Source organism: Candidatus Syntrophocurvum alkaliphilum (assembly GCF_009734445.1).
In the GTDB taxonomy this organism is placed as follows: domain Bacteria; phylum Bacillota; class Syntrophomonadia; order Syntrophomonadales; family Syntrophomonadaceae; genus Syntrophocurvum; species Syntrophocurvum alkaliphilum.
Genome location: NZ_CP046457.1, coordinates 249,737 through 274,508 on the forward strand (window position 1 = coordinate 249,737; position 24,772 = coordinate 274,508).

23 protein-coding genes are annotated in these 24,772 nt (G+C 31.3%); 14 read left to right on the plus strand and 9 right to left on the minus strand.

Annotated features, from left to right (window positions below; translation table 11 throughout):
* Window positions 1-98: 98 nt before the first annotated feature.
* From SYNTR_RS01195 to SYNTR_RS01220, 6 genes are all read right to left on the minus strand, one after another.
* A complete protein-coding gene (locus tag SYNTR_RS01195) occupies window positions 99-494 on the minus strand; it encodes a PspC domain-containing protein (RefSeq protein WP_156202795.1) in 396 nt (131 codons plus the stop codon).
* 201 nt (window positions 495-695) lie between these two features.
* Complete coding sequence (locus SYNTR_RS01200; protein ID WP_156202796.1) at window positions 696-2,408, minus strand: Hsp70 family protein; 1,713 nt, start codon at window positions 2,406-2,408, stop codon at window positions 696-698.
* Between the two features lie 53 nt (window positions 2,409-2,461).
* On the minus strand, window positions 2,462-4,039 hold the full coding sequence (locus SYNTR_RS01205; RefSeq protein ID WP_156202797.1) for a hypothetical protein: 1,578 nt from the start codon (window positions 4,037-4,039) through the stop codon (window positions 2,462-2,464).
* Entirely contained in the window at window positions 4,039-5,502 is a 1,464-nt protein-coding gene (locus tag SYNTR_RS01210) for a hypothetical protein (RefSeq protein ID WP_156202798.1), read from the minus strand. The genes SYNTR_RS01205 and SYNTR_RS01210 overlap by 1 nt, the downstream gene beginning before the upstream one ends.
* Window positions 5,503-5,513: 11 nt before the next feature.
* Window positions 5,514-6,221 carry a hypothetical protein gene (locus SYNTR_RS01215; RefSeq protein WP_156202799.1) on the minus strand — a complete coding sequence of 236 codons (708 nt, stop codon included), beginning with the start codon at window positions 6,219-6,221 and terminating at the stop codon, window positions 5,514-5,516.
* Between the two features lie 95 nt (window positions 6,222-6,316).
* Entirely contained in the window at window positions 6,317-6,514 is a 198-nt protein-coding gene (locus SYNTR_RS01220) for a hypothetical protein (protein ID WP_156202800.1), read from the minus strand.
* A gap of 137 nt (window positions 6,515-6,651) precedes the next feature.
* On the opposite strand from SYNTR_RS01220, the gene SYNTR_RS01225 reads away from it, so the two are divergent.
* The 4 genes from SYNTR_RS01225 to SYNTR_RS01240 all read left to right on the plus strand — a co-directional run bounded on the left by SYNTR_RS01225 (window position 6,652) and on the right by SYNTR_RS01240 (window position 9,235).
* Complete coding sequence (locus tag SYNTR_RS01225; protein WP_156202801.1) at window positions 6,652-7,035, plus strand: CBS domain-containing protein; 384 nt, start codon at window positions 6,652-6,654, stop codon at window positions 7,033-7,035.
* A gap of 87 nt (window positions 7,036-7,122) precedes the next feature.
* The gene (locus SYNTR_RS01230; RefSeq protein WP_156202802.1) at window positions 7,123-7,737 is read left to right on the plus strand and encodes a YiiX/YebB-like N1pC/P60 family cysteine hydrolase; all 615 of its coding nucleotides are present in this window, start codon (window positions 7,123-7,125) and stop codon (window positions 7,735-7,737) included.
* 47 nt (window positions 7,738-7,784) lie between these two features.
* Window positions 7,785-8,156 carry a hypothetical protein gene (locus SYNTR_RS01235; protein ID WP_197079147.1) on the plus strand — a complete coding sequence of 124 codons (372 nt, stop codon included), beginning with the start codon at window positions 7,785-7,787 and terminating at the stop codon, window positions 8,154-8,156.
* A 605-nt stretch (window positions 8,157-8,761) separates the two neighbouring features.
* Window positions 8,762-9,235: an HAD family hydrolase gene (locus SYNTR_RS01240; protein WP_156202804.1), complete on the plus strand. Its 474-nt coding sequence runs from the start codon at window positions 8,762-8,764 to the stop codon at window positions 9,233-9,235.
* 260 nt (window positions 9,236-9,495) lie between these two features.
* On the opposite strand, the gene SYNTR_RS01245 is transcribed toward SYNTR_RS01240, so the two are convergent.
* Window positions 9,496-10,776, minus strand: a complete 1,281-nt coding sequence (locus SYNTR_RS01245) for an HD-GYP domain-containing protein (RefSeq protein WP_156202805.1) — start codon at window positions 10,774-10,776, stop codon at window positions 9,496-9,498.
* A gap of 455 nt (window positions 10,777-11,231) precedes the next feature.
* On the opposite strand from SYNTR_RS01245, the gene SYNTR_RS01250 reads away from it, so the two are divergent.
* Genes SYNTR_RS01250 through SYNTR_RS01280 form a run of 7 tightly spaced genes read left to right on the plus strand, consistent with a single transcriptional unit; the run spans window position 11,232 to window position 18,185 of the window.
* Window positions 11,232-11,801 (plus strand): 4Fe-4S dicluster domain-containing protein, encoded by a 570-nt coding sequence (locus tag SYNTR_RS01250; RefSeq protein WP_156202806.1) that lies wholly within the window; start codon window positions 11,232-11,234, stop codon window positions 11,799-11,801.
* A 1-nt stretch (window position 11,802) separates the two neighbouring features.
* A complete protein-coding gene (locus tag SYNTR_RS01255; protein WP_156202807.1) occupies window positions 11,803-12,984 on the plus strand; it encodes a CoB--CoM heterodisulfide reductase iron-sulfur subunit B family protein in 1,182 nt (393 codons plus the stop codon).
* A gap of 33 nt (window positions 12,985-13,017) precedes the next feature.
* Window positions 13,018-15,003 (plus strand): CoB--CoM heterodisulfide reductase iron-sulfur subunit A family protein, encoded by a 1,986-nt coding sequence (locus SYNTR_RS01260; RefSeq protein ID WP_156202808.1) that lies wholly within the window; start codon window positions 13,018-13,020, stop codon window positions 15,001-15,003.
* On the plus strand, window positions 14,994-15,419 hold the full coding sequence (locus SYNTR_RS11580; protein WP_243140209.1) for a hydrogenase iron-sulfur subunit: 426 nt from the start codon (window positions 14,994-14,996) through the stop codon (window positions 15,417-15,419). The genes SYNTR_RS01260 and SYNTR_RS11580 overlap by 10 nt, the downstream gene beginning before the upstream one ends.
* Entirely contained in the window at window positions 15,419-16,324 is a 906-nt protein-coding gene (locus tag SYNTR_RS01270; protein WP_156202810.1) for a 4Fe-4S dicluster domain-containing protein, read from the plus strand. Before SYNTR_RS11580 ends, SYNTR_RS01270 begins: the two co-directional genes overlap by 1 nt.
* Window positions 16,325-16,336: 12 nt before the next feature.
* Window positions 16,337-17,356 carry a 4Fe-4S dicluster domain-containing protein gene (locus SYNTR_RS01275; protein WP_156202811.1) on the plus strand — a complete coding sequence of 340 codons (1,020 nt, stop codon included), beginning with the start codon at window positions 16,337-16,339 and terminating at the stop codon, window positions 17,354-17,356.
* A complete protein-coding gene (locus tag SYNTR_RS01280) occupies window positions 17,343-18,185 on the plus strand; it encodes an FAD/NAD(P)-binding protein (RefSeq protein WP_156202812.1) in 843 nt (280 codons plus the stop codon). Before SYNTR_RS01275 ends, SYNTR_RS01280 begins: the two co-directional genes overlap by 14 nt.
* A gap of 109 nt (window positions 18,186-18,294) precedes the next feature.
* On the opposite strand, the gene SYNTR_RS01285 is transcribed toward SYNTR_RS01280, so the two are convergent.
* Window positions 18,295-18,441: a hypothetical protein gene (locus tag SYNTR_RS01285; RefSeq protein ID WP_156202813.1), complete on the minus strand. Its 147-nt coding sequence runs from the start codon at window positions 18,439-18,441 to the stop codon at window positions 18,295-18,297.
* A 594-nt stretch (window positions 18,442-19,035) separates the two neighbouring features.
* On the opposite strand from SYNTR_RS01285, the gene SYNTR_RS01290 reads away from it, so the two are divergent.
* Window positions 19,036-21,720, plus strand: coding sequence for an aminotransferase class III-fold pyridoxal phosphate-dependent enzyme (locus tag SYNTR_RS01290; protein ID WP_156202814.1), 2,685 nt, complete (start codon window positions 19,036-19,038; stop codon window positions 21,718-21,720).
* Window positions 21,721-22,019: 299 nt separating this feature from the next.
* On the plus strand, window positions 22,020-22,439 hold the full coding sequence (locus tag SYNTR_RS01295) for a DUF1285 domain-containing protein (RefSeq protein WP_156202815.1): 420 nt from the start codon (window positions 22,020-22,022) through the stop codon (window positions 22,437-22,439).
* A 59-nt stretch (window positions 22,440-22,498) separates the two neighbouring features.
* Here the strand turns inward: SYNTR_RS01295 and SYNTR_RS01300 are convergent, their stop codons facing one another.
* Complete coding sequence (locus tag SYNTR_RS01300) at window positions 22,499-23,374, minus strand: radical SAM protein (RefSeq protein ID WP_156202816.1); 876 nt, start codon at window positions 23,372-23,374, stop codon at window positions 22,499-22,501.
* 193 nt (window positions 23,375-23,567) lie between these two features.
* Between SYNTR_RS01300 and SYNTR_RS01305 the strand changes: the two genes are divergently transcribed.
* Window positions 23,568-24,359: a LytR/AlgR family response regulator transcription factor gene (locus SYNTR_RS01305; RefSeq protein WP_156202817.1), complete on the plus strand. Its 792-nt coding sequence runs from the start codon at window positions 23,568-23,570 to the stop codon at window positions 24,357-24,359.
* Window positions 24,360-24,772 lie beyond the last annotated feature (413 nt).

A 24,772-nucleotide genomic window follows, 5' to 3' on the forward strand; every position in this document is an offset into this window, starting at 1 on the left:
AGCTAAAATGGAGGTAAAGACCGATGAGTGGCGTGATAAACAAGTTAGCTCAGCCGATTCCATAGTCTAAATTTAGCTTTTCACAGTAAAACCAGTAGTTACTTTCGTGCATTAACTATAATATAAATACCAAGTACAACGATTATAATAGGCCATAACTTAGCTAAAGATATATAATAAAAACTGTTTAAAAGAAAAAGAACACCAATAAGAATTAAAGCTATGCCCATAAATTTTGTTGCATTATTATTGGTATCGACATTACTAGTATCAATATTATTAGCAGTTTGATTTGCTATATCTTCATAAGGGGAAATAGGTACAATAATCCAAGCAATCAAGTAAAAAAGCAAACCTAATCCCGCAGGGGCTAAAATAATCAAAACACAAATAAGTCTAACTAGTGTTACATCAACTTCAAAATATTCAGCTAAACCACCACAAACGCCCCCAAATATTTTTTGACTTGAAGAACGATACAATTTCTTTTGCATATATATAAACTCCTCCCTGCGTTTTTTTAAGTATAACACCCTGAAATATAATAATGGTAAGGTAAACTTTAATTAATATGTTTATTATTATGCATTGAGTGAAGAATTAGTTAATTATATTAGAAGAATTGCTTGAAATGATAATTCTTCTAAAAAGATGGGTTTAACAAAGAAATAAATAATTAGAATTAGGCTTATAACTTAATTACTAATATTATTTTTCAACAATTGTAGCATAGCATATAATTTGAAAAGAGTTGTAGTTGAATGGTTGCTATAGGGCTTTTCTGAATAATGTTCTAATTTATCTATATGTTTTTTAAAATCTTCAAGAAGATTTTGATCGGTATATTTATACTCACTTAATAACTTATAAATATCTTTTTGCTTCTTTATTAAATTTGGAAAGTAGTTAAAATCTTCATGTACTAACTTTATTTCATGACTAACCTGTAGTTTAGATTCGATAAAATTTAAGTAAATATGTACTGTATCAGGTAATTCGTTTTTAGAATGAATGAAATCTAAGACAATATCTTGGCCACTAAATCTTTGTTGTGAAAAATAGCTTTCATCTTCTTCCTCTACTTCATAAATTCTAAATTTGACTTCATCAGAGTAAGGAGATAAATTATATGAACTTGTTTTATCAAGAGATATAATTTTGTAGCTTTGGTTAAAATCAAGCTCTATATTCTTAGTATCAAAAGGTATTTTTTCCAGAGATGAATTCTCATTTTCTAAATCATAAGATTCTATATAGAAATTAAAGGGATAAATACTCTTAATGTTTGAAAAATCATAATCTTTATTCTTATATGCACATAACCCTTTTAATACATTAAACTCTGGTTCTTCTGGTATTACTATAAATACATCTTGAAAAGTATCTTGTATTAGCTCTTTTACACCAGAAGCGAGTGATCCACCTCCAACTAATAATACATAATCAAAATCGAATTTATTATCATCAACTAATCCTAGATGTCGTGCTTTATGTAGAACACGATTATTTAGGTAATTCTCTAACCGGTTATATATTTTTTCAAGACTATTTAGGTATTGATTTTTATCAACAAACATAACTAGTGAATTATGATCATAAAAATCCGCTTCATTCAGGTAGAATTCTTCATTTGCAGTAAAATCAATTTTTAATTTTTCAGCAGTTCTTAACATACGATTAAGAATATAGCTTTGTTTAGGGTTTTTTATTTTTTCTGTGACGATTTCTTCTGGTATAACTTTTCCTGTTTGTATTGTATAAGCAGGAAATAAAATATTTCTTAATATTCCGCGATCTATCTCTGAACCACTAAAAGCATCATGGCCAGCTTGAAATTGAGTTTCTAAAACAACTTGATTATTATCTGCGGCCACTGTTAGAAAACTAAAGTCACTTGTACCACCACCAATATCAATGCTTAAAATATCTCCAGAAAGGGGTAGGTTTGTAGAATGGTTATAACCTATAAGAGCTGCTATTGGTTCGGGTATTAAATAAACATCGTTTATGTTAAAGGCTTTTCTGATACTATGAAGCAATATATGTCTAGCATTTAATCCAAAATAATTAGGAATTGATATACTAATAGATTGAATAGTTGCTCCTAAGGGATGTATGTATGTATTATTTAAATATACAAAAAACTTATAAATAATAGACTTTAAATTATAATTACCAAGCCTAAAATTAAGATTTCTTTTTAACTCTAACTTAAAGTATTGAGCTGTTATTGCATTTGGTTCATTTAAGCGTAAAGCAACATCACCAAAATATAGTTTGTCTTGAATAGGTATATAAGAAACAACGCTAGGTATTGAATTGCCTTCACCTAATATATTAACTATTTTACCTTCTTCAAAATAACCTAATTTAGTATAAGAAGTACCAAAGTCAATTCCTAAATGCATTTATATAGCTCCTTATAACGCTTTGTTTTGATAATATATAATTTATATAGTTGTTAAGCACTAACAACTATATAAGGAACTTCTTCTTCTATATTCTCATCTACTGTAATAATAAAAATGTCTCCTTCTTCATGCAAAACAGTATTAGGTTTTACATTAGGAGATATTTTTGTTTCAATTCGTGCTTTATCCAATAGATATAAATAGTCACTTGGAAATTCTTTATCTTTTTCTATTTGTATTCTTTCTACTCGAATATTAATATCTTTCCAAGTACGATTAATATTCCTTGGGGCTAACAGCCTTTCTAAGTCCCCTCTGATATTAGATAAGGTATTTAAATATACATTAAGGATATTAATAATATTTAAAAATTGATTAGTAACATTAGTAGAGTGGTTAACTTTTTCTTTTAGTAAATTTAATTTCGTTTCTAACAATGAAAGTTCCATATTTACTTTTATTGTTGCTGATGAAATGATTCCAAATGATTTTAACACTGGGTTATTACTAATCATATTAAAAAATTCAGTTACATCACTAAGTTCATCTATAGTGTGTTTGGTAAAAAAATCTAGATCGGGTTCACTTGAATCAGATAAATCATTTATTATATTTTTAATTTTATCCGATGTCTTAGTGTTTTTTGATTGTAATTTTGAAATCATAGCAAAATCTAATTGAATAACTTGGGATATGTTATCTAATAAGAACTTTTTTTCATTTGTTTCATAAACAACTGTTTTTTCAATTAGCTTAACAAAAGAAACTAGCCAATCCTCAAATTCTTGGGATATTTTAATTACTTTATCTTTATCCTTGACTTTAATATACATGGTTAATAACTCTAAGTACATTAAAAACTGATTTTTTAGGTGATGCTCATAAAAAATTTGTAAATTAGCAGGGGTTTTTTCTTTTAATAAGTTTAAGGTGTTTTCTTTAAGCTCACTAATAATTAATGAAGCATTGTCAATAAAATTATCATTTAAAACTTGTATTTTAACTAATAGCTTAATGTTATATTGTAGGTTAATTAGAAGTTTATTAATAGTTTCTGCTTGCTTAGAGTCACTCATATCTATTATATTAAACAGCTTGACAGCTGACACATGACCCGGATATTTATTTAAAATATTAATCAAATCTTTATCTTTATGGAATTCATTAACTAGCTTTATTAAATTATCTAGCTCGATTAAACTGTCTTCTACTTTTTTAAGTGCATATAATAATTCATATGTACGTTTATCCTGTTCGCGAATAATTTTAAGCAAATGACTATTTACACTTTCATAAGACTCAGACAACACAGACGTAATTGATTTAAGTTGGTTATATAATTTAGCATAACGTTTAATATTTGCCATAATATCTTTTTTAATCATATCTTCTTGGCGACTAATGCCATATAAAGTAGATATATCTTTTTCGATTTGTTTTTTATAAAACGGAAAAAATTCTTCATGAAAACTTTTATAGTAGAATGTGTTAATTTCATATATGTAATTATCTATATCTGAATTAGTTAATGAATTAGTTATTTTAGCCTCAATTTCATTACTAAGCTTTTCTATAAAAATGTTTAGATTTTCTATATAATTTTTATTATCTTTTAAATTAGTGTTCATTATATTGCCCCCATCAACTTTGCTAGTACTAGTTCTAGTTTTGCGTTAGCATCTTTTTTAAGAAACAATTTAGGTTTTAATTTAAACTCAGAGAATAAGTCATTCATATTTTTCATGTTAGAAACTAAAAATTCTGTTTCTTTGCGCAAATTATCGTCATCTTGTATTGCTAATTGATCTAAAATTTCTTTGTGTAAAAATAAGTTGCAAGGTATCCATTTCCATAATTGATAGTAATTTTTCAAAAGACTAGAAGCTAAATAAGGGTCACTGATATTCTCTTGTTGAATTATTAATCTTAATAATTCAAAAATTACAAAAGCTTCATTTGGTAACGAGTATATCCTTTGTTCTCCTATATTTTTTAGCTGGAATAAAATATTATTATTTGGTTCATTAATATAAATATTATATAGTTCTACAAAATCATCATGAGGTCTATAGCTATATATTTTGTTTATAATTTCTAAAAACTCATAAGATGCGAATTTGTTTATTTCATATAAATTTGTTCTTACTCTTTCATAAATTAATAAGTAATGCAATGAAGCAGGATCTGGTGAAAACTTCTCAAACAACTTCTTATAAATCATCTGGGCATTATTGTAAGGAGAGGTAGAGCTAGCTAAAAGAGTGTAAGTGGGAACTACTTTGCGTAATAGTTTATTCATATTTTTGTATACGGTTTCTTCGTCAATAAGGTTTACTAAACGATTCTTATTACTAAAGTCTTCATATAGTTCTAACAAAGTAGCAAGAGAATCTTCTATAAGACCAACCATAAAAATATTATCACAAGCATTTAAAAGTGTGTTTACTCTTTCAGGACCATAGGGGTCTTGAAAGTTAGACACTGAACTAGAGGTTACTAAATTAATTGCACTAGAAACAAGTTCTGATTTTTTTCCAAAAGGTGTATCTTCAAATATAGGGAGATCGTTAAGTTCAAGCAAACCATAATGATTGCTTTTAGATTGGTTAATAATATACGATTCTCGTTCTTTTAATAAGTTTTTAAAGTTTTGATTTCCGGTTCGGGATAGTAGATAAGTGCAATTATTAATATCTAATACATTAACAATCTTAGTAAAGCTACTCAAATATTTATCTTGATAAATATTAATTAAGAAATTAAGATCCTTACCTTGTGGATTTGTTTTTATTATATGATAAGGAATAAATTCTAAAAATTCTTTGATAATAAAAGGGGTTTTTTGTAACCATTTAACTGTTATTAAATTATTCATATTATTGTATAAAATTTTATAAAAGATCTCTTTTTTATGAGAATAATAAAGAGATCTTTTTAATAGCTCAATTGTTTCTTCATTTTCAATAACTATATTATTAGGCTGTATATTAGAATTTCGGAGTTTGAGGCGAATATCAAGTTCTTTTTCCCAGATTTCAAAAAGGTTGTCCGATTGAAGAGAGTGTTGAAACTCGGCAAGTATTTTATCCACAATAGATTCTCCTAAAAAATATCTTTTGACTTAGTACTAGAATATAGAGTTCTATTAAGTATTCTACAAGCGTTTTTTGCTTTAGACTCTTCTGCTTCAGTCAAGAATATATAATAGTAGATTGATTTCTGTTTGTTAGTAAAAATTCCTCCTAATAAATCGGGGCGGATGAATTCAACTCGATCATTTTTGGCTTTATTTTTTGTTAAATAACGAATACTTTGCAAACGGGTAACGAAAGAGTAACGCCCAATTCTTTCGAAGTGTGTTTTTAAACCTTGTTCTTTATAAGGGTTAGAATCTTCATATTTATAAACTATTTCTTCTAACCGTGGTCTAGGTATATCTTCAGTTAATGAAGGATGAAATATATCCTTAAGTTGTTCTATTGTTTCATAGTTTATGCAACCACCAAATACTTTAATAATGTATTCGTGCATGTGAGTTGGGAATAAATCATAAGTTATTGAACCATTTGTTATTTTATTTACTAATTTAGGATTAAATAACAAATGATTTATTAAATCATCAAAACCACATGTGAACTCAGTTAAATAGATATTATAATAATCATTTAAAATCTTACTATATTTAAAATAAAAAACTCTATAAGATTCAGGAGAGTTTTCTTTTAAGTCTTTAATATAATTCATTAATTGACTATACTCTAAACTTGATAATTGAACATGTTTATTTATCTTTCTTAATAGACTTCGCAACAAAATCACCACAAGGATTTTATTTTATTGTAACTTACTTATAAAAAGTTTTATAGGATAAATAAAAATGGTTAATTTGAGAAAAAGTATTAACATTAATATAAACATTTTATATCTAGTATTAATTCATCTTCAAGATTAGAAAAAGAAATAATAGTTCCATCATCAAGCATAATAGATATATGTGTTTCAGTAAATTCAATAATTTGAGTTATAGATTTATTGACTATATGTTTAGCGATAAATTTATAGTCATCTATTAAAAAACTAGATATTTTATAGGTTTGTTTCATATTTTTCACCTCTATTTACAGTATAAAAAAATAATTAAAAGTGTTACTAAATAGATTTGGGAAAATGAGTAAAATGTTGATTTAACCTAGAAAAATTTTAATGTTTTATTAAAATAGATATAAAGGGGTGTATTATAATGAAAGTTAAAGATGTTATGCAAACAAATGTTATTACTGTGGATGCGCGTAAATCAATAGATGGTGCATTATGTATCATGAATGAAAATAAAATAAGGAGACTTCCTGTATTAGAAAATGATAAGTTGGTCGGTTTAATTGTTCAACACGATATAGAAAAAGCAATAAGAAGACCTGGTATAATTCCTGAGACACCAGTTGAATGGGTTATGACTAAAAATCCATGGGTAATTGGACCTGATGATGATGTAGTCGATGCTGCCATTCTACTAAAAGAAAAGAAAATAAGTGGTTTGCCAGTTATAGAATCAGATCAGCTTGTAGGGATTATAAGTGATTTTGATATTCTTGAGTTATTTATAAAAATTATGCAGGAAAAATAGATATTGTGGTATAACAATAGAATGAATCAAATTAAGCCATATAGGAATTATTATCCTCATGGCTTTTTTACTTAAAGGAGATAAACAATGTTGCTTAAGAAGTTGAAATTATTTGTATTTCCACTTGTTTTTATTTTTTTAACAACAATAATATTTTTTGATAATATTCATTTATTGAGCAAAAAAAATGACTCTATTATTAATACCTATATCCAAGGGGCTAAAGAAGGTAATTATGGTTATGGAAATCCTACTAATGCTAATAATAATATAAATTTCGAAAAACTTATTCTAGGTGACATTTTATTAGGTGGTTGGGAAAATTGTGCTTATGGTAGATTTTCTCATGCTGGCTTATATATTGGTAATAATATGGTTTTAGAAAGCTATATTGATTATGGTGTAACCCTAAATCCTGTACAACATTATACAAACTATCCTGAGATAGCAATTTTACGTGTTAATGCAGATAAAAAAGTAAGGCAAAACGCAGTTGACTATGCATTGAAGAAAGAGAATAGAATGTTTTTCCCTTTATCATTTAAAAACTCACAGCGGTATTTTAATTGTACTCATATAATATGGTTAGCCTATAATAAACAAGGTGTAAATCTTGATGAAAATAATGATATTTTAGTTGCGCCAGATGACTATTACTATAGCACCCTAACAAAAGTATTAGAAGATAAGGGGCAATTATGATGGGCATAACCATTTTAAGGTTGTTTTTTATACACCTAGGAGCTTTTTTGGCAATTATAGCTGCAACATATTTTTCAATAATTGATATTATCTTATCTTTTCTTTTTGTTTTTTTTATTTGGCATGAGGCTAAACTTGCCAAAAAACGATTAAAAGGATTTAGGTCTTTAATTGCAGTTACTATTTGGCAAATGCCAGGCTTGATAATGTCATTGCTGATTATAACGAATTTAACTGATTTATTTGGGTTTGGTGAATTTATTATTTTTTTATTGCAATTTTGGCATATGCCAATATTACCACTTTTATCAATATTGCCTGCTGTAGCTATTTTTGATAAACCCTTATATTACTATGGTATGCTAGGTTCATCATTATTTATAATTGGAGTATTTATAATAGGTTTAATGAAGAAATGACCTGTAAAATACCCGTTGATCGGTTTTATTGCACCGAAAACTGGATCGCCCAGCAACGATGAAATGAAAACTAACCAACGGGCTATAGTAAAGCCGGAATGAGTTTATATATTAGTATAGCTAAAAAAAATAAACTAGTATGTCCGGCTTCTAATTCTATTTTCTCCAGGTAAAATGGTTTTATTCAGTAAATCTATATAAAACATGACCTTTTAAATAGTGAATAATGTTACAATGAAAACATCAAAAAAATTTAGGAGGGGAATTTTTGCAATATAACTATAGCTTAACGCAACAAACAAAAAGTTGTTAGGAAAAATATTAACATTACAACATTTGGTTTCACTGCGAAAAGTTAAACTTAGGCTATGGAATCGGCTGAGCAAACATGTTTATCACGCCGCTCATCGGTCTTTATCTTCATTTTTGCTTAGCACTTATTATCTAAAGTAAAATTTATTTATACTTAGCTGTGATCTATGCACCACGCCTTGCTATTCGGGGACTTAGATAAACATGTTTGCTCAGCCTTAAGTTTGTTGTAGTTGCTTTTTGCAGCAGAATCAACATTTTTAATAATAGATAATATAAACGGAGGTTTAATAATGATACATATATCAATTCCAGGAAGGGAAAAAAACATAGAAATTAAAAATCTTCTTTTAGACTTAAATGGAACTTTAACTACTAATGGAGTACTGATTGAAGGGGTTAAAGAGCGTATAGATATACTAAAAGATAAGCTGAAAATTTTTTTATTAACCGCAGATACTTTTGGGGTAGGTAAAGATATTGCAGCAGAGCTTGGAATAGAGCTTATTGCTGTTAGTGGTGATAATGGAAGCAATGATAAATTAGATTTTCTAAATACATTAAATAGGGAACATACTGGTGCTATAGGGAATGGCTATAACGATGAATTAATGTTAGGTAATGCAGCAATTTCAGTTGCTGTTATAGGAAATGAAGGTTGTTCTTTTAGAGCTTTAAACAATGCTGATATTATAGTTCATAATATTAACGATGGTTTGGATTTATTCGTTTATCCATTAAGGATAGTAGCTACTTTAAGAGGGTAATAATTATAATAAACCTTTGGTTTCACTGCGAAAAGTTAAACTTAGGCTATGGAATCAGCTGAGCAAACATGTTTATCACGCCGCTCATCGGTCTTTATCTTCATTTTTGCTTAGCACTTATTATCTAAAGTAAAATTTATTTATACTTAGCCGTGATCTATGCACCACGCCTTGCTATTCGGGACTTAGATAAACATGTTTGCTCAGCCTTAAGTTCTTTGTAGTTGCTTTTTGCAGCAGAATCACCTTTTAATATTAGCTTAAACATCATTTAATTCAATAACATTGGCATCAATTAGTAAATTTTCAAATTCATTAACTAAGAAGCTGTCTAGTTTACCTTGAGCAGCTTCTTTTTTTAGTATATCCATAGCTTGTTTAACTGTTAATGCCTTTCGGTAGGCACGATCTGTTGTTAATGCATCAAAAATATCTACAATTGTTATAATACGGGTTTCAAAAGAAATCTGATCAGCTTTTAATCCATCAGGATATCCGCTTCCGTCTAATTTTTCATGATGGCTCCTAATGATTTTAGCAGTACTTTCTAATGCTTTTAATGGCCGACATATTTGTTCTCCCCAGATGGGATGCATTCTTACTTCATCTAATTCTTCTTCATCTAAATGTCCACACTTATTTAAGGTATTGGTGTTGATAGAAATTTTACCTATATCATGGATTAACCCTGCTATTCTGAGTGTTTCAATTTGCGAAGTACTTAAACCCACTCGTTCACCTAAAAACATTGCAAATTGACTTACCCTTTCCACATGTCCTTCAGTATATTTATCTTTAGCATCTAGTGTTCTAGCAAGTGATATAATTACATCTTCCATGTTTTCTGATTCAGCATAAGAAATTTCTTGAGCTTGCAAATTATTTTTATACATATCAATTGTTTTTATATAATCAACCTCAATTGTATAGTAGCCTAGAACTAAGAGGCCAAGTAATACAAACCATATAGTGAAATTAGTTGACTCTGGATGAAAAATAGTTGTTAATATATCGGTTCCTAATATTATTATTGTAATTATACTAATAAGTATTTGTAACAATTTTGTTGATGTATTCGTTGTTAGATAACTGCTTTTAAAAATAATATAGAAGATAAAAAGAACTAAAGTAAGCAAGCAAAGTATGATACCTGCTTTAACAGCTAAAGAGTTTTGGTGCATTACTAAGGCGGCTAATGGAATCAAGGTGATAAGTCCAAGTAAAAGTAAATAAATATTTTTGTTATATTTTATTAAATTATTGATGCAATACATACCTAAAATAAAAACTGCGCCTATGAGAACATAATCGAAAAATGGACTAAATACTTCAACTGGGTAATAAAGTTTAGAAAATGCCCACAAACCTATCAGAATAAAAAAAGGCAATAAATAACCATACATTTTATTGTTTCTAGTAATTATATTATTTGTAAGTAGTCTTATAACTAGCAAAGAAGCTAGAATTATACAAAATGTTAAAATAAAAAGATATATTACATCACTCAAATTCTGAGTAAATAACATTTCATAAAACCTCATTAATTATTACATATTTAATTATTGATTCCACTGCAAAAAGCTAAACTCAGCCTTAAGCGTGTTTGTAGTTACTTTTTTGCAGCAGAATTAATTATTTCTTTAGAATATCAAAAAAAAATTTATAATTCTATAAAAGTTGCCAAAAAAAGATAATGCAATCCGTGATATAGAAATTAAGGATTATATTTCATAAATGTAGTATACATTTATTTTAATAATATCTAATATAGTATGACTATTTACAAATTTTTTACACAGATATGATGAACATTGTATTATAATAGAGTACTAAGCACAGTATATGTTCCATCAAACATGTAGTGACATACTATGTTATTATGTTGCAATTTTCGCTATAGTCTCTTATTATTTTAACGTAAAGTAAGTTTTTTATCTGTGCTAGCCATGAGATAATTGGCTAAAAACAGTTTGGGCGAGGAAAGGAGTGGAGTACGGTGGGAAACGCCATTAACTTAACTACAGCAAATAAAGAAGAAAAATTGTTACTAGCAAAGGTGGAAAAGGAGTCAGGAACCAATATAAAACTTTGCTATCAATGTGGTAAATGTTCAGCTGGATGTCCCGCAGGGTTCGCTATGGACTATACCCCTAGACAAGTTATTAGGCTACTACAACTGGATTTATTTGACGAAGCTTTAAAAGCAGAGAGCATATGGATATGTGCTACATGTGAAACTTGTACTGCTCGTTGTCCAAGAGGAGTAGATGTTGCGTCTTTAATGGATGCTTTAAGAAGAGAAGCTTTAAGTCAAGGTATAGTAACCGATAAAAAGGTTGCAGTTTTTAATAAGTCATTCCTAAATACAGTCAAACAATATGGCAGAGTTCACGAGGGTGAATTACTGTTAAGATATAATACCTTTACTGGTCAGTTTTTCAAGGATGCTGAACTTGGGTTACCCATGATGACAAGAGGAAAAGTACATTTACTTCCGAGTATGATTAAGGGTAAAAAAGAAGTTAAGAAGATATTTAGCAGAATTGAAGAACTAGGAGGTGAATAATTTGAAGTTTGCATACTATCCAGGATGTTCACTTGGCAGCAGTGCTATAGAATATCATTTATCAACTAAAAAAGCTGCCGAATTTTTAGAAATTGAATTAATAGAGCTTGAGGATTGGAACTGTTGTGGTGCAACTTCAGCTCATAATACAAATAAACTATTATCTCTGGCGTTGCCTGCTAGAAATCTAGCTATTGCAGAAGATACAGGTTTAGATGTATTAGCACCATGTGCTGCTTGCTATAACCGCTTTAGAGCTACTGAGCATTCTGTTCGTGAAGATGCTGAAAACAAAGAAAAAGTACAAAAAGCAATAGATATGGAATACAGTGCGAGTAATGAAACAGTATCAGTATTAGAGTTGTTTGCTCAAAAAGCAGGTGTAGATGCGATTAAGCAAAAAGTTAAGAAACCTTTAAATGGTTTAAAAGCAGTTGCTTATTATGGATGTCTTTTAGTTAGACCAGTAAGTCATACTGGTTTTGATGATCCTGAAGATCCACAAACACTGGATGAAATTATTAAAGCCCTTGGGGCTACATCTATAGATTGGTCTCATAAAACTGAATGTTGTAGTGCAGCTTTGGCCACATCTAGGCCTGATGTAGCAGCTCCTATGATGTATGACATTTTAAGAGCCGCAAAAGAGGCAGAAGCTGATTGTATAGTAACAGTATGTCCTCTTTGTGTGATGAATTTAGACATGAGACAAAAATCAATTAAAAACAAGTATAAACTTGATTATGATATACCTGTTTACTATATAACTGAGTTAATGGCCGTTGCGTTTGGTGCAACACCTCAGGAGATAAAAACTGATAAACACTTTGTAGAAGCAGTTAAACTTCTAGAAAGATTACCTTTAGAAGATAATTCTGATATGGGTGATAACAACACTGATAATAAAAAAACTAAACAAGAAGCAGCAGCTTCTAAGGATGAAGATCCTGAAGCTTTACAAAAGAAAATAAATGCTTTTAAAAAAGGGTTTGAAAAGAATCCAGAAAAAATGAGTGCAAGGTTAATTGATGATGAAGAACGGGCTAAAATACTTGCTGAAGTAGTAACTGGTGATGAGAAAAAGGTTACTAAACTAGCTGAATTTATGGCAAGTGATAATGAGAAAGCGAAAAAAGCCGCAGAGGCTTATGTTACTGGGGAAATAAAAAAACGAAATAAGTAATGCGAAACACTTGTTCGGAGGAGGGAGACGGAGATGAAGAAACGAGTAGGCGTATTTGTTTGTGATTGTGGAACTAATATCGCCTCAACAGTTAATACAGAGCAGGTAGCTGAATTAACCAAAAAGATGCCTGGGGTTGTATACTCTACTGTTTATAAATATATGTGCTCAGATCCAGGGCAGGATCTAATAAAGAAAGCCATTCAAGAACAGAATTTAGAACAGGTGGTAGTTGCTTCTTGTTCACCTCGTATGCATGGGGATACATTCCGCAAAGCAACAAAAGCAGGTGGGATTAACCCATATTTATTTGAGATGGCAAATATTAGAGAACAGGACTCTTGGGTACATTCCGATGTAGAACAAGCAACCAAAAAAGCAATTGACTTAGTTAAAATGAGCGTAAGTAAAGTTGTACGTAATAAGCCTTTAGAAGTATCAACTGTACCGGTGACAAAAAAGGCTTTAGTTGTTGGTGGAGGCATTGCCGGTATGCAAGCGGCTCTAGATATTGCTGAGACCGGAAATAAAGTAATTCTGGTAGAAAAAAATGCAAGCATAGGCGGCAAGATGACTCAAATAGATAAGACCTTTCCAACTATGGATTGCTCTGCTTGAATAAGCACTCCCAAGATGGTTGCTGTGGCACAGCATCCTAACATTGAACTGATGACTTATTCAGAAGTAACCAAGGTTGATGGTTATATAGGAAACTTTACCGCTACCATTAAGAAAAAAGCTAAGTATGTAGATTGGGATAAATGCAATGGTTGTGGTGATTGTGAAGAAAAATGTCCATCTAAAAAGGTGGCAGATCCATTTGAAATGAACTTAGGCAAAACAACTGCTATTCGTAAGATGTTTCCTCAAGCCGTACCTGGAAAGCCTTTAATAGAGGCTGAACACTGTACAAAACTTACAAAAGGCAAGTGCGGAGTTTGTGAAAAGATTTGTCAAGCCGAAGCAATTCGTTTTGAGGATAAAGATGAATTTATAACTGAACAAATCGGGGCTATTGTAATGGCTACTGGTTTTGAACAATTTAAATGGGAAGAAACCTATGGTGAATATGGATATGGAAAATATCCAGATGTAATAACAAGTTTACATTTTGAAAGGCTAGTTAGTTCAGGTGGACCAACTGGAGGTAAGATTCAGAGACCATCTGATGGCAAGGTGCCTGAAAGTGTAGCATTTATTAAATGTGTAGGCTCTAGAGATGACCTAAAAGGAAAAAGCTATTGTTCACGTGCTTGCTGTATGTATACTGCAAAACATGCATCTCAAGTTAAGGAAAAACTACCTGATAGCGATGCCTTAGTTTTCTATATGGATGTTAGAACAGCAGGTAAGAGCTATGAAGAGTTTTACCAACGTTCTCTTGATGCAGGAGCTAAATATATTCGTGGTAGAGTAAGTAAGATTTACAAGCGTGGAGATAAATTAGTTCTTAAATCTGAAGATAGTTTAATCGGAAAGCCAATTGAAGCAGAAGTTGATATGGTGGTTTTAGCTGCTGGCATGATACCAGCCGAAGGTGCTAATGAAACAGCTAAGATTATTGGGTTTGGAACAGACAAGGATGGATTCTTCCAAGAAGCACATCCTAAGCTTCAACCAGTAGAAACATTTACTGCAGGAGTATATTTGGCCGGAGCATGTCAAGGTCCTAAAGATATACCTGATTCTGTAGCGCAAGCAAGTGCTGCGGCAGTTAAAGTTGCTGGTATGTTCTCTAAAGATGAACTAGCTACTGAACCAATGATATCAGAAGTTGATGTCTGGAAATGTTCAGGTTGTGAATTATGTGTTCCTATTTGCCCATATAAGGCTATTAGTATAAAAGAATTTGAAGATAGAGGCCATCATGGTCGATTTACTAGAAAAGTGGCTGAGGTAAATCCAAGCCTTTGCCAAGGTTGTGGGGCGTGTCTACCTGCATGTCGTACTATGGCACTAACACTAAAAGGCTTTACCGACGACCAATTAGTATCGGAGGTGGATGCACTGTGTCTGTAGAAAAGAATTGGGAACCTAAAGTTATTGTTTTTGCCTGTAATTGGTGTACGTATGCAGCTGCTGATTTAGCTGGCTTAAATCGCTTACAGTATCCTGCAAATGTACGTATAATAAGAGTTCCATGTTCCGGTAGAATGGATCCTCTATTTGTGCTACGTGCTTTTAATAGAGGTGCAGACGGTGTTCTGCTTTCCGGATGACATCCTGGTGAGTGCCACTATGGTAGTGGCAATTATTATAACCGTCGTCGTCACACGATTATGAAAAGCTTAATGGAATATATGGGTGTAGAGTCTGAAAGATATAAGACTGCGTGGATCTCAGGATCAGAAGGTAATAAGTTTCAAGAAACTATGCAAAATCTTGTAGATGATGTGAAGAAAGTAGGACCAAACAGAAAGCTGAGGGATGTGTAATGAAAGAAATAAATGCAAAAGTAAGAGAAATAGCATCCAAGCTTCTGGGAAATGGTGATATAGATGTATTCATGGCATGGGAACAAGGAGATTATGAATATCAAAGAAAACCTTTTTTTGCTAGAAGCAAGGATGAGGTAGAAAAAATAATATTTGATGAGTATTGCATTCATAACTTATCGACTTCATTGTTAAAGTTCAGAGATAGTCAACAGAAAATTGGTATAGTTGTTAAGGGTTGTGATTCAAGAGGGATCATAAGATTACTCGAAGATAATCAATTTTCTCGTGAAAGGTTATATATAGTAGGAATAAACTGTTCTGGGATGAAAGACCCATTAATTGCTATGAAAAGTGATTCTGGATTCCAAAAAACTTTTGAAGAAGAAGGATTAGCTGCTAAATGTTCATTCTGTGTTTATCCTAATCCAGTAATAGCAGATGAAGTATTAGGTGATGAGCAGACACCGCGCTCAAAAGATGAAAAATATGCTAAAGTAAAAGAATTTGAAGAAAAGTCAATTCAAGAGCGTTATGAATACTTTGAAAGTGTTTTATCAACCTGTATTAGATGCTATGCATGTCGTCAAGCTTGTGTAGCCTGTAATTGCAGAACTTGTATATTTGATGAAACTAAACCACAATGGGTAGGAAGAGAAACTAGTCTAAGTGATAATATGATGTATCATCTAGTAAGGGCCTTGCATATGGCTGGTAGATGTATTGAATGTGGAGAATGTCAAAGGGTTTGTCCGGTTGATATACCTTTAATGCTAATAAATAGCAAGCTTGCTAAAGATGTGGATAATTTCTTTGGACCTTATGAAGCTGGAATTAAGTATGAAGAAGGAAGCAAGCCACCTCTTAGCAGTTATCAAGAATCTGATCCGGATGACTTTATATAAGGGGGGACAAATATGAAGGTATTAAATAAGAGCAAACTAGATAATGTGTTTGAAAAATTATCAAAAGATACTGATCTTTATTTGCCGATGCAAAAAGGTAGGCAAACCGGATATTTTTCTTACAAAACATTAAATGATGATACTGATGATATCGTTCTTGATATATTGAATGTATATTTGCCTCCCAAAAACATTGTCTTACCCCAAACAGAGAGAATGTATAGCTTTAAAACAGAGGGAACCGAGGTTAATATTAACGAAGTATATGAAGTGCGTGAGCCCAAGGTGATTTTTGGAATTCGCTCTTGTGATGTAAAATCAATTGAATATCTAGACGAAGTTTTTTTCACCAAAGGTTATACAGATAATTATTATAAAGCAAGAAGAGAAGAAACAGTTATAATAGCTAATGCATGCTATTTTCCTGGTAAAAGTTGTTTTTGTGAGTCCATGGGAGTAGATCCCCTAAAGCCTGATACAGCAGATGTAATTATTCATGACACTGGTCAAGATGGCTATGTTTGGGAAGCAAAGACAGAAAAAGGGGAAGAGGTTACCAAATCAATTTCTGAGTTTTTAGAGGATAAAAATGTAGAATTACCTAAACCAACTCCTTTAAAAAGGTCAGTTAATTATGACGGTGTAGCTGAAAAGCTTAAAGATATGTTTGATCATCCTATGTGGGAAAAATTATCTGACCCATGTCAAACTTGTGGTATATGCACTTATATATGTCCAACATGTTATTGTTTTGATATACAGGTTAAATCATGGGGAGAAGAAGGGTATCGTTTTCGCTGTTGGGATTCCTGTATGTATGGTGAATATAGTATGATGGCAGGAGGTCATAATCCAAGAGAAGCAGCGAAAGAAAGATTTAGAAATCGCTTTTTACACAAATTACAGTTTTATAAAGAAAGATATGGGTCATCACTATGTACTGGCTGTGGAAGATGTGTAGTAGCATGTCCAACAGGTGTAAGTATAATTAAAATAATTGATGAAGTGAAGGAGGCGAATGCGGGTGAGTAATAATTGTAATTGCGAAAATCCTTTAGTTCCTAGTGTTGTTGAAGTTAAAGATATCGTTGATGAAACACCCGATGTCAAGACCTTCTACGTGACAGGAGAAAATGGTGTTCCTTTCAATGTTATGCCTGGACAGCTAGCTATGGTTTCATTAATGAATATTGGAGAAGGTATGTTTTCAATTTCTTGGCAGGAACAAAATGATCACCTTCAGTTTGCGATTAAGAGTGTTGGGTTAATGACTGATGAGTTGCATAGAATAGAAGTTGGTCAAAAATTAGGTGTTAGAGGTCCATATGGAAACGGTTTCCCGGTAGAAGAATGTAAGGGGAAAGATATGTTATTCATAGGTGGAGGTATAGGTTTAGCTCCTTTAAGATCATTTATAAAATATTGCTTTAAAAACCGAGAAGACTATGGAAAAATAGATATTTTATATGGAAGTCGTAGCTACGCAGATTTATGCTTTAAGGATGAGCTTTTTGACAAATGGCCTAAAGAAGAAAATACTGATGTACATGTAACTATAGACAATCCTGAAGAAGGTTGGAGTGGTAATGTAGGATTTGTTCCAGCATATTTAGAAAATTTAAATCCCGATCCTAAGAATAAAATAGCAGTAGTATGTGGACCACCTATAATGATTAAATTTGTATTAGAGTCACTTGAGAAAATGGGATATAGTGATGAACAGGTTATAACCACATTAGAAATGCGTATGAAATGTGGTATTGGTAAATGTGGAAGATGTAACATTGGTAGTGAGTTTATTTGTTTAGATGGACCAGTGTTTAATTTAGCACAATTAAGAAACCTACCACCGGAGTGGTAAATGTATACCATTGAGGGTAAGTCATAACTTACCCTCTTTTTTTGTGTTGAGAAACTAACTGTTTATGCAAAAAGTTAGGTAGATTTATTGAGTTTTAAACGGGTTAATGTTATCCAAAAATAGCTCCTCCGTACAAGTAACCGAGGTAAAATGTAAGTGCAATAATAATTACGTGAAAAATCCACCATCCTGTTTTTAAAAAGTGAAAAGTACCAATATCCAAACCATCATCTGTTTTTACTTGATTTTCTTCCACTAATTATTCCCTCCTTATATTCGACTTAAAGTTTTAAGTTATGATTCTAATTTTTCCAAATAAATTGTTTTTATGTAAGAAATCAATTTTTTATTTTAGATTTTTATAAGTTTTACTTGGTTCTGTTGCTAAAAGTAACTACAAAAACTTAAGGCTGATTTGTTTATCTAAGTCTTTAAGTAGCAAGGCGTGGTAAACATGTTTGCTTAGCCAATTTATAGTCTAAGTTTAGCTTTTTGCAGTGAAACCTTTACCTATATTTTACTTTATAACGAAATCTTTCTTGTATGTACTAATTATGCAGGTGAAAAATGTCTATACTATTAACTAAGCAAGGTTTATCAATTAAATTCTGATTCTTGCCAAAAGCAACTACAAAAAACTTAAGGCTATAGCTAACTTGTTTATCTAAGTCCATAAGTAGTAAGGCGAACATGTTTGCTCAGCCGATTCCATAGTCTTAGTTTAGTTTTTTTCAGTGAAATTATTTCTTTATTTTAAATATTGTAGTTATGTTTGACTTTTTGCGATATAAAGGTATAATTATTGCATGCAGATACATTGCACAAATGTGTGCACAGAGGAGGAAGGAAAATGTTAGATCACAAAATGGATCTACTTAACCCTACGATATATGAGCTTTTGAAGAATTTTCAATTAGATAAGGTGTATGTAAAAGGTGAGGGAAGTTACCTTTGGGATGATGATAATAATAGGTATTTAGACTTCATAGCACAATATGGTGCTGTGCCTTTTGGCTATAATCCAAAGTTTATCTGGGATGCAATTACTGAAGTTCGTGATAAAGGCTTGCCAAGTATGGTGCAACCATCACTACCTCCTATTGCTTTAAATCTTGCTAATAGGTTGATGGAGATTACACCTGGTGATTTATGTTATACAACTTTTACTCAAAGTGGTGCAGAAGCAGTAGAAGCAGCAGTTAAATTAGCTCGTTCATCAACCAAAAAACCTGTAATAATATCAACAATTAATAGCTTTCATGGTAAAACATTAGGAGCACTTTCAGCTACTGGTAGAGAGGTTTACCAAACTCCTTTTGGTGCACCAGTTAATGGCTTTATACAAATTCCATTCAATGATATAAATGCTTTAGAAGATGTACTTGTTAAGATGGGAGACAAAGTAGCAGCTTTCATAGTGGAACCAATACAGGGTGAAGGTGGAATGCTTACAGCTACTAAAGGTTACTTAAAAGCTGTTCAAGAGTTATGCAGAAAGCATAATGTCCTTTTTATTCTGGATGAAATTCAAACAGGGTTAGGAAGAACAGGTACCCTATTTGCTAGTGATTTTGAAGAAGTAGAACCCGATATATTACTTTTAGCAAAAGCCTTAGGTGGTGGAATATTACCTTTAGGTGTATGTATAAGTTCATCACAAGTATGGAATGATGAATTTGGTTCTCTTCATAGTTCTACATTTGCAAATAATAATGTTACATCTGCAGCTGGACTTGCAGTAATTGAGGAGCTTACTAAGGATAATCAAGCTTTAATTAATGAAATAAGCAAAAAAGGTGACTATTTATTTAACAAAGTTGTTAATTTGAAAGAGAATTATCCTGAAATAATAAGAGAAGTACGTGGTCGTGGGTTAATGATAGGTATTGAATTTAATGATTTTGATGATTGTGGTTCTTATGACATGACCTACTTAACCGATAAAGGTGGCTTTACAGCATTATTGGCTGGCTTTTTACTAAATGTTTATAACATTAGAATAGTACCGTTTCTAAACAATCCTATGACATTAAGATTAGAGCCAGTTTTAACAATAAGCTATGAAGAGATTGATTATGTACTTGATGCACTAGAAACGGTTTGTAAAATTATAGAAAAACAAGATTTTGCTCAATTATACAAATACTTGGTTGGTGACTATTCAAAGCCAAATGAAATAGTAAACTATCGCCTAAAAGGAAATAAAATAAAATCATCACAACTTATGGAAGGGGAAAAGCCATCCAAAAAATTTGCATTTATTATTCATTACCCTGCTCCAGAAGATGTTGTCCTAAATAATCCTTCTTTTGAAAGGTTTTCACGTCAACAACTATATGAATTTATGAAGTGGCAAAGTAATACTACTGAACCTGGTATAGTATGTCATATGCCAGCAATTAAATCATTAGATGGTACAGTAGTAGAAGGGTGGTTAATAGGTGTTCCGTTTGGTGGAAGAGAGATTATGGAACTTCCTAACAATGAAGTTGTTGATGTAATTGCTAAAGCAGTTGATATTGGCAGGGATTTAGGTGCTGATATAGTTGGCCTAGGTGCTCTAACATCTGTTGTTACTCGTGGTGGAAGAGCTGTACAAGGTAGAGGTGTAGCGATAACTAGCGGAAACAGTTATACTACACTTATAGCTATGGATGCACTTTATGCAGGGGCTCAAAAAATGAAAATAGAATTAGACAATGCCCAAGGTGCAGTTTTAGGGGCTACAGGATCAATTGGTAGAGCATGTGCATTAATGTTGTCAGATCAAGTTATTAACATGTCACTTTTAGGTAACCCAAAGCATCCCACAAGTAGCAAAAATAGGCTATCTTCACTCGCTCAAGAAATTTTTGAACGAGGAAAGCGTAGGTATCAAAAACAAAATTATAGTGGTATAAGTCTATGGCTAAATAATCTTGTGGTGATTTTAAGTAATAAAAATAAACAAAAAGCAGATGATTTATTAATAAGAATTAATGATAATAAAGAAGAATTAGAATTAGATTACATTAAATCTTTATGTAAATATGTTAATATTGACTTTCCGATTAAAATGAGTGTTGATATAGCTAACGAACTAGCTAAGTCTGATATGATAGTAGCCGCAAGTAATTCACCTGACTATTTGGTTTATCCTGAGCATCTCAAATCGGGAGCGGTAGTATGTGATGTAGCTCGTCCGGCAGATGTTTCACCAAGGGTTTACGAAGAAAGAAATGATGTACTAATTTTAGAGGGAGGGCTTGTAAGCTACCCAGACAAAATAGCATTTGGTCCTAATTTGGGTTATAGGGAAGGGGTTAGTTTAGCTTGCTTATCGGAAACAGTTTTATTAGCATTAGAAGGTGATAAAAAAGATTATAGTATTGGAATGAAGCTTTCTCTTGAAACAGTTGATTATCTTCGATTTTTAGCTCAAAAACATGGTTTTGGACTAGCTGGTTTAAGGATGGGGAATGAAGAAATAGATGATAAAAAAATAGAAAAAATTTACCAAAACTCATTAAATCTCGATCAAGTAGATAATCTTTAAAAACCTCAAGACTTATAAGCTTTGTTTATTTTGTGATAAAATTTTTGGGTAAGCAAATTTCATGTTATTGTTAAGAAAAGTCCATTCACTTTGCAACTTTGATAGTGAATGGATTATCTATTACTGTCATCCTGTTTATAAAATAATATTAGGAAATGCAGTGATATCATTTATTTAATTTTGAAAAAATAACTGGTACAATATTACAGACAATAAACATAGCCAAAGCAAAATGGATTGTTTTACCTTATGCTTCTAATATATTTAAAGTAATGCATGGAAAGGAATGATAATTTATTATGGATATTAAAGAAATTGTGATAAAAAGTAATGGCAAATGGTATTTTGGTGAATCAGAAATGTTTAGAAGAGAAATATTAAAGCTTTTAGCATCTAATATAACTAAAAACGATGATGGGACTTATAGTATTGTGCTAGGAGAAGAGACTAATCCTATAACAGTAGAAGATGTACCCTTTTATGCTACAGGAATTACTGAAGAGAATGACAAAATCAAATTAAGGTTTCATGACTTGCAAGAAATTATTTTAGATAAAGAAATGAAACTTACTTTAAAAGGGGATGTGCCGTATATAGACTTTAAATGGGAGGCAGATACAAGATTAAGCAGAGGAGTATACTGGAAGCTAAGTGACTATTTCGATTTTAGAGGAGATGAAATCTACATAGTACCTCCTGGAGTTGAAAGTTCTAATTAGTTAACAAGAAAAAATGTGGGAAGGTATAATAGCCCTATCCCACATTTGGTAGATAATTTTTATAATCTAGATGCATCTATCTGTCTAAATCTTGATTCATCGATATCAAAGGCCTTATCTATATGATTAAGCATTGCTTCTTTATCTTGAGGTATAATTCCTTTTACATTCCAATAGTTTGAAACATGGTCACTTAGTACTGTGGCATTTTCACAGGTTAGGTTTTCAACTAAAAGTCTAATTTCACGTAATGCTGTATGGGGGCTTAACAACTCGAATTTACCAACTTTGTAATCATCATATAGAGGTGTTCCTAGTGCGGGAACAAAAGTTCTCAGCCTAATGAAATCAGGTTTTATAGCATTTAATACTTTAGCACTATTAATAGCATGTTCTTTTGTTCTCTCTAAGCCACCAATTCCAACTAAATAGTATTCACTAACATCTATATCAGCTTGCCTTAACTTAATACCTGCCTCGATTAGTTCCTTTGCGGTAGTTCCTTTTTGTATTCTTTCCAGAACTATATCATCTCCGCTTTCCATACCCATATGGAGGCGAGTAAGCCCTGCTTGTTTTAAACGTTTTATATCAGCATCTTTCTTTTTGTTTACATATCTTGCTGAACCATAAACGGTAATTCTCTTAAGGTTAGGAAAAAGAGAATGTGCATATTCAAATATTTCTACAAGCTGATCGGTTTTCATTATTATTGTGTTTCCGTCAGGTAAGAATATTGAATCTATAAAATCACCATAGTAATTTTTTGCAGTAGCAAGATCTTCTTTAATATCTTCTACAGATCTTAATTTAAATTGGGTGCCTTTATATAGTGGACAAAAAGTACATTTGTTGTGTGGGCATCCAATTGTTGCTTGAATCAACAAACTATTTGCTTCACTAGGTGGGCGATAAACTGTGCCTTCATAACGCATTTTTTACACCTCCTTATCAAAATTATGTTACCAGATTAGTTAATTATTTTAAAGGGAAAAATTTTTATCTTAAGTAAATAAAAGTTTAAATCTAAGTTAAATATATTGTTTTAGAAACTAAAACAATATATATTAAGAAAAAGCATATTAATGGGCGGAATATATTGGTATGCAAGCATAGGGGTATGATAAAATGTCGGTGAAAGTTATAATTGTTGATAACGACCAAAAAGAAAGAATTGTGCTTCGTTATGTGTTAGAGCAAATAAAGGATGTTGAAATTACTGATGAAGCAATAACTGGTTTAGAAGCATTATTGTTATGTCAGAAAAAAAAGGTTGATTTAGTACTTCTTGATATAGCTATGCCAGAAATGGATGGTCTAGAAACAGCTAAGAACTTGAATGCTTTAAAAGACCCACCTTTATTTGTATTTGTTACCGTTAACCGAGATTATGCAGTTGATGCATATGAAATTGGTGCTATTGATTACATAATTAAGCCTATTGACCAGGTAAGAATGGAAAAGACTGTTGATCGAGTAAAAAGTAAAATAGCACACAAAGATGTTGTTGATGAAGTGGTACGAAAAAAACTTAAAGAGAAAATTGATTTTATGCTAGAGCGTTATAAAAATCATGAAATCTATTCAAACAAATTGCCAATAAGGGAAAAGGGTAAAATTAGTTTACTAAGCCAAGATTCAATAGTATATTGTGAAAGTCAAAGCAAAAAAGTATATATATATTGCTCAGATGGTGAGGGATTTCTAAGTAACTTTACATTAAGTGAATTAGAACAAAGGTTAGATAACAGTTACTTTTTTCGTGCTCATCAAGCATTTTTAGTTAACTTAAATTATGTTAAAGAAATAATTAACTTTGGAGAGGGATCATATTTGCTAAACTTAGGAATGTCCAATAAAACAATTATTTTAAGTCGATCTAGGGCTAAGATATTACGCAAGAAATTAGGTATACAATAATTAGAAATATAAATAAAACGAACCAAACGCACTGAAAATTCGACAAGGCAACCTATTAAGATAGCAAATCGGTTTAAACCATTTGTGTAATTTTGTATTTTCAAAAACCCCTATATAAGGGGTTTTTTATATAGAATTAATAAAAATTACTATTATAAAAGCTGTGGCTAACAATATGTAAGAAGTTAACCTTTTTACTACAAAGCATCCTACCTTAACAACAAAGTATAACTTTGATAGAGAAAAAAATCACAAAATGCTTTATAGTTAAAGTAGATATAAAATCGGTATAAAAGAATAGAAAGGAGGATAAAAGAGGAAATTAAGTTAAATAATAATTTAAGTACGTATAATAGGCAGTTGAGATGAGGTAAGAGAATAGTTGTAACTATTGGTTTCAACTAAAAAGATTG

Bases quoted from the DNA above. Each gene is read 5' to 3' on its own strand.
- SYNTR_RS01195 (WP_156202795.1), bottom strand. From the start codon at position 494: ATGCAAAAGAAATTGTATCGTTCTTCAAGTCAAAAAATATTTGGGGGC.
- SYNTR_RS01200 (WP_156202796.1), bottom strand. From the start codon at position 2,408: ATGCATTTAGGAATTGACTTTGGTACTTCTTATACTAAATTAGGTTAT.
- SYNTR_RS01205 (WP_156202797.1), bottom strand. From the start codon at position 4,039: ATGAACACTAATTTAAAAGATAATAAAAATTATATAGAAAATCTAAAC.
- SYNTR_RS01220 (WP_156202800.1), bottom strand. From the start codon at position 6,514: ATGAAACAAACCTATAAAATATCTAGTTTTTTAATAGATGACTATAAA.
- SYNTR_RS01225 (WP_156202801.1), top strand. From the start codon at position 6,652: ATGAAAGTTAAAGATGTTATGCAAACAAATGTTATTACTGTGGATGCG.
- SYNTR_RS01230 (WP_156202802.1), top strand. From the start codon at position 7,123: ATGTTGCTTAAGAAGTTGAAATTATTTGTATTTCCACTTGTTTTTATT.
- SYNTR_RS01240 (WP_156202804.1), top strand. From the start codon at position 8,762: ATGATACATATATCAATTCCAGGAAGGGAAAAAAACATAGAAATTAAA.
- SYNTR_RS01245 (WP_156202805.1), bottom strand. From the start codon at position 10,776: ATGAGGTTTTATGAAATGTTATTTACTCAGAATTTGAGTGATGTAATA.
- SYNTR_RS01270 (WP_156202810.1), top strand. From the start codon at position 15,419: ATGAAAGAAATAAATGCAAAAGTAAGAGAAATAGCATCCAAGCTTCTG.
- SYNTR_RS01275 (WP_156202811.1), top strand. From the start codon at position 16,337: ATGAAGGTATTAAATAAGAGCAAACTAGATAATGTGTTTGAAAAATTA.
- SYNTR_RS01280 (WP_156202812.1), top strand. From the start codon at position 17,343: ATGCGGGTGAGTAATAATTGTAATTGCGAAAATCCTTTAGTTCCTAGT.
- SYNTR_RS01290 (WP_156202814.1), top strand. From the start codon at position 19,036: ATGTTAGATCACAAAATGGATCTACTTAACCCTACGATATATGAGCTT.
- SYNTR_RS01295 (WP_156202815.1), top strand. From the start codon at position 22,020: ATGGATATTAAAGAAATTGTGATAAAAAGTAATGGCAAATGGTATTTT.
- SYNTR_RS01300 (WP_156202816.1), bottom strand. From the start codon at position 23,374: ATGCGTTATGAAGGCACAGTTTATCGCCCACCTAGTGAAGCAAATAGT.
- SYNTR_RS01305 (WP_156202817.1), top strand. From the start codon at position 23,568: ATGTCGGTGAAAGTTATAATTGTTGATAACGACCAAAAAGAAAGAATT.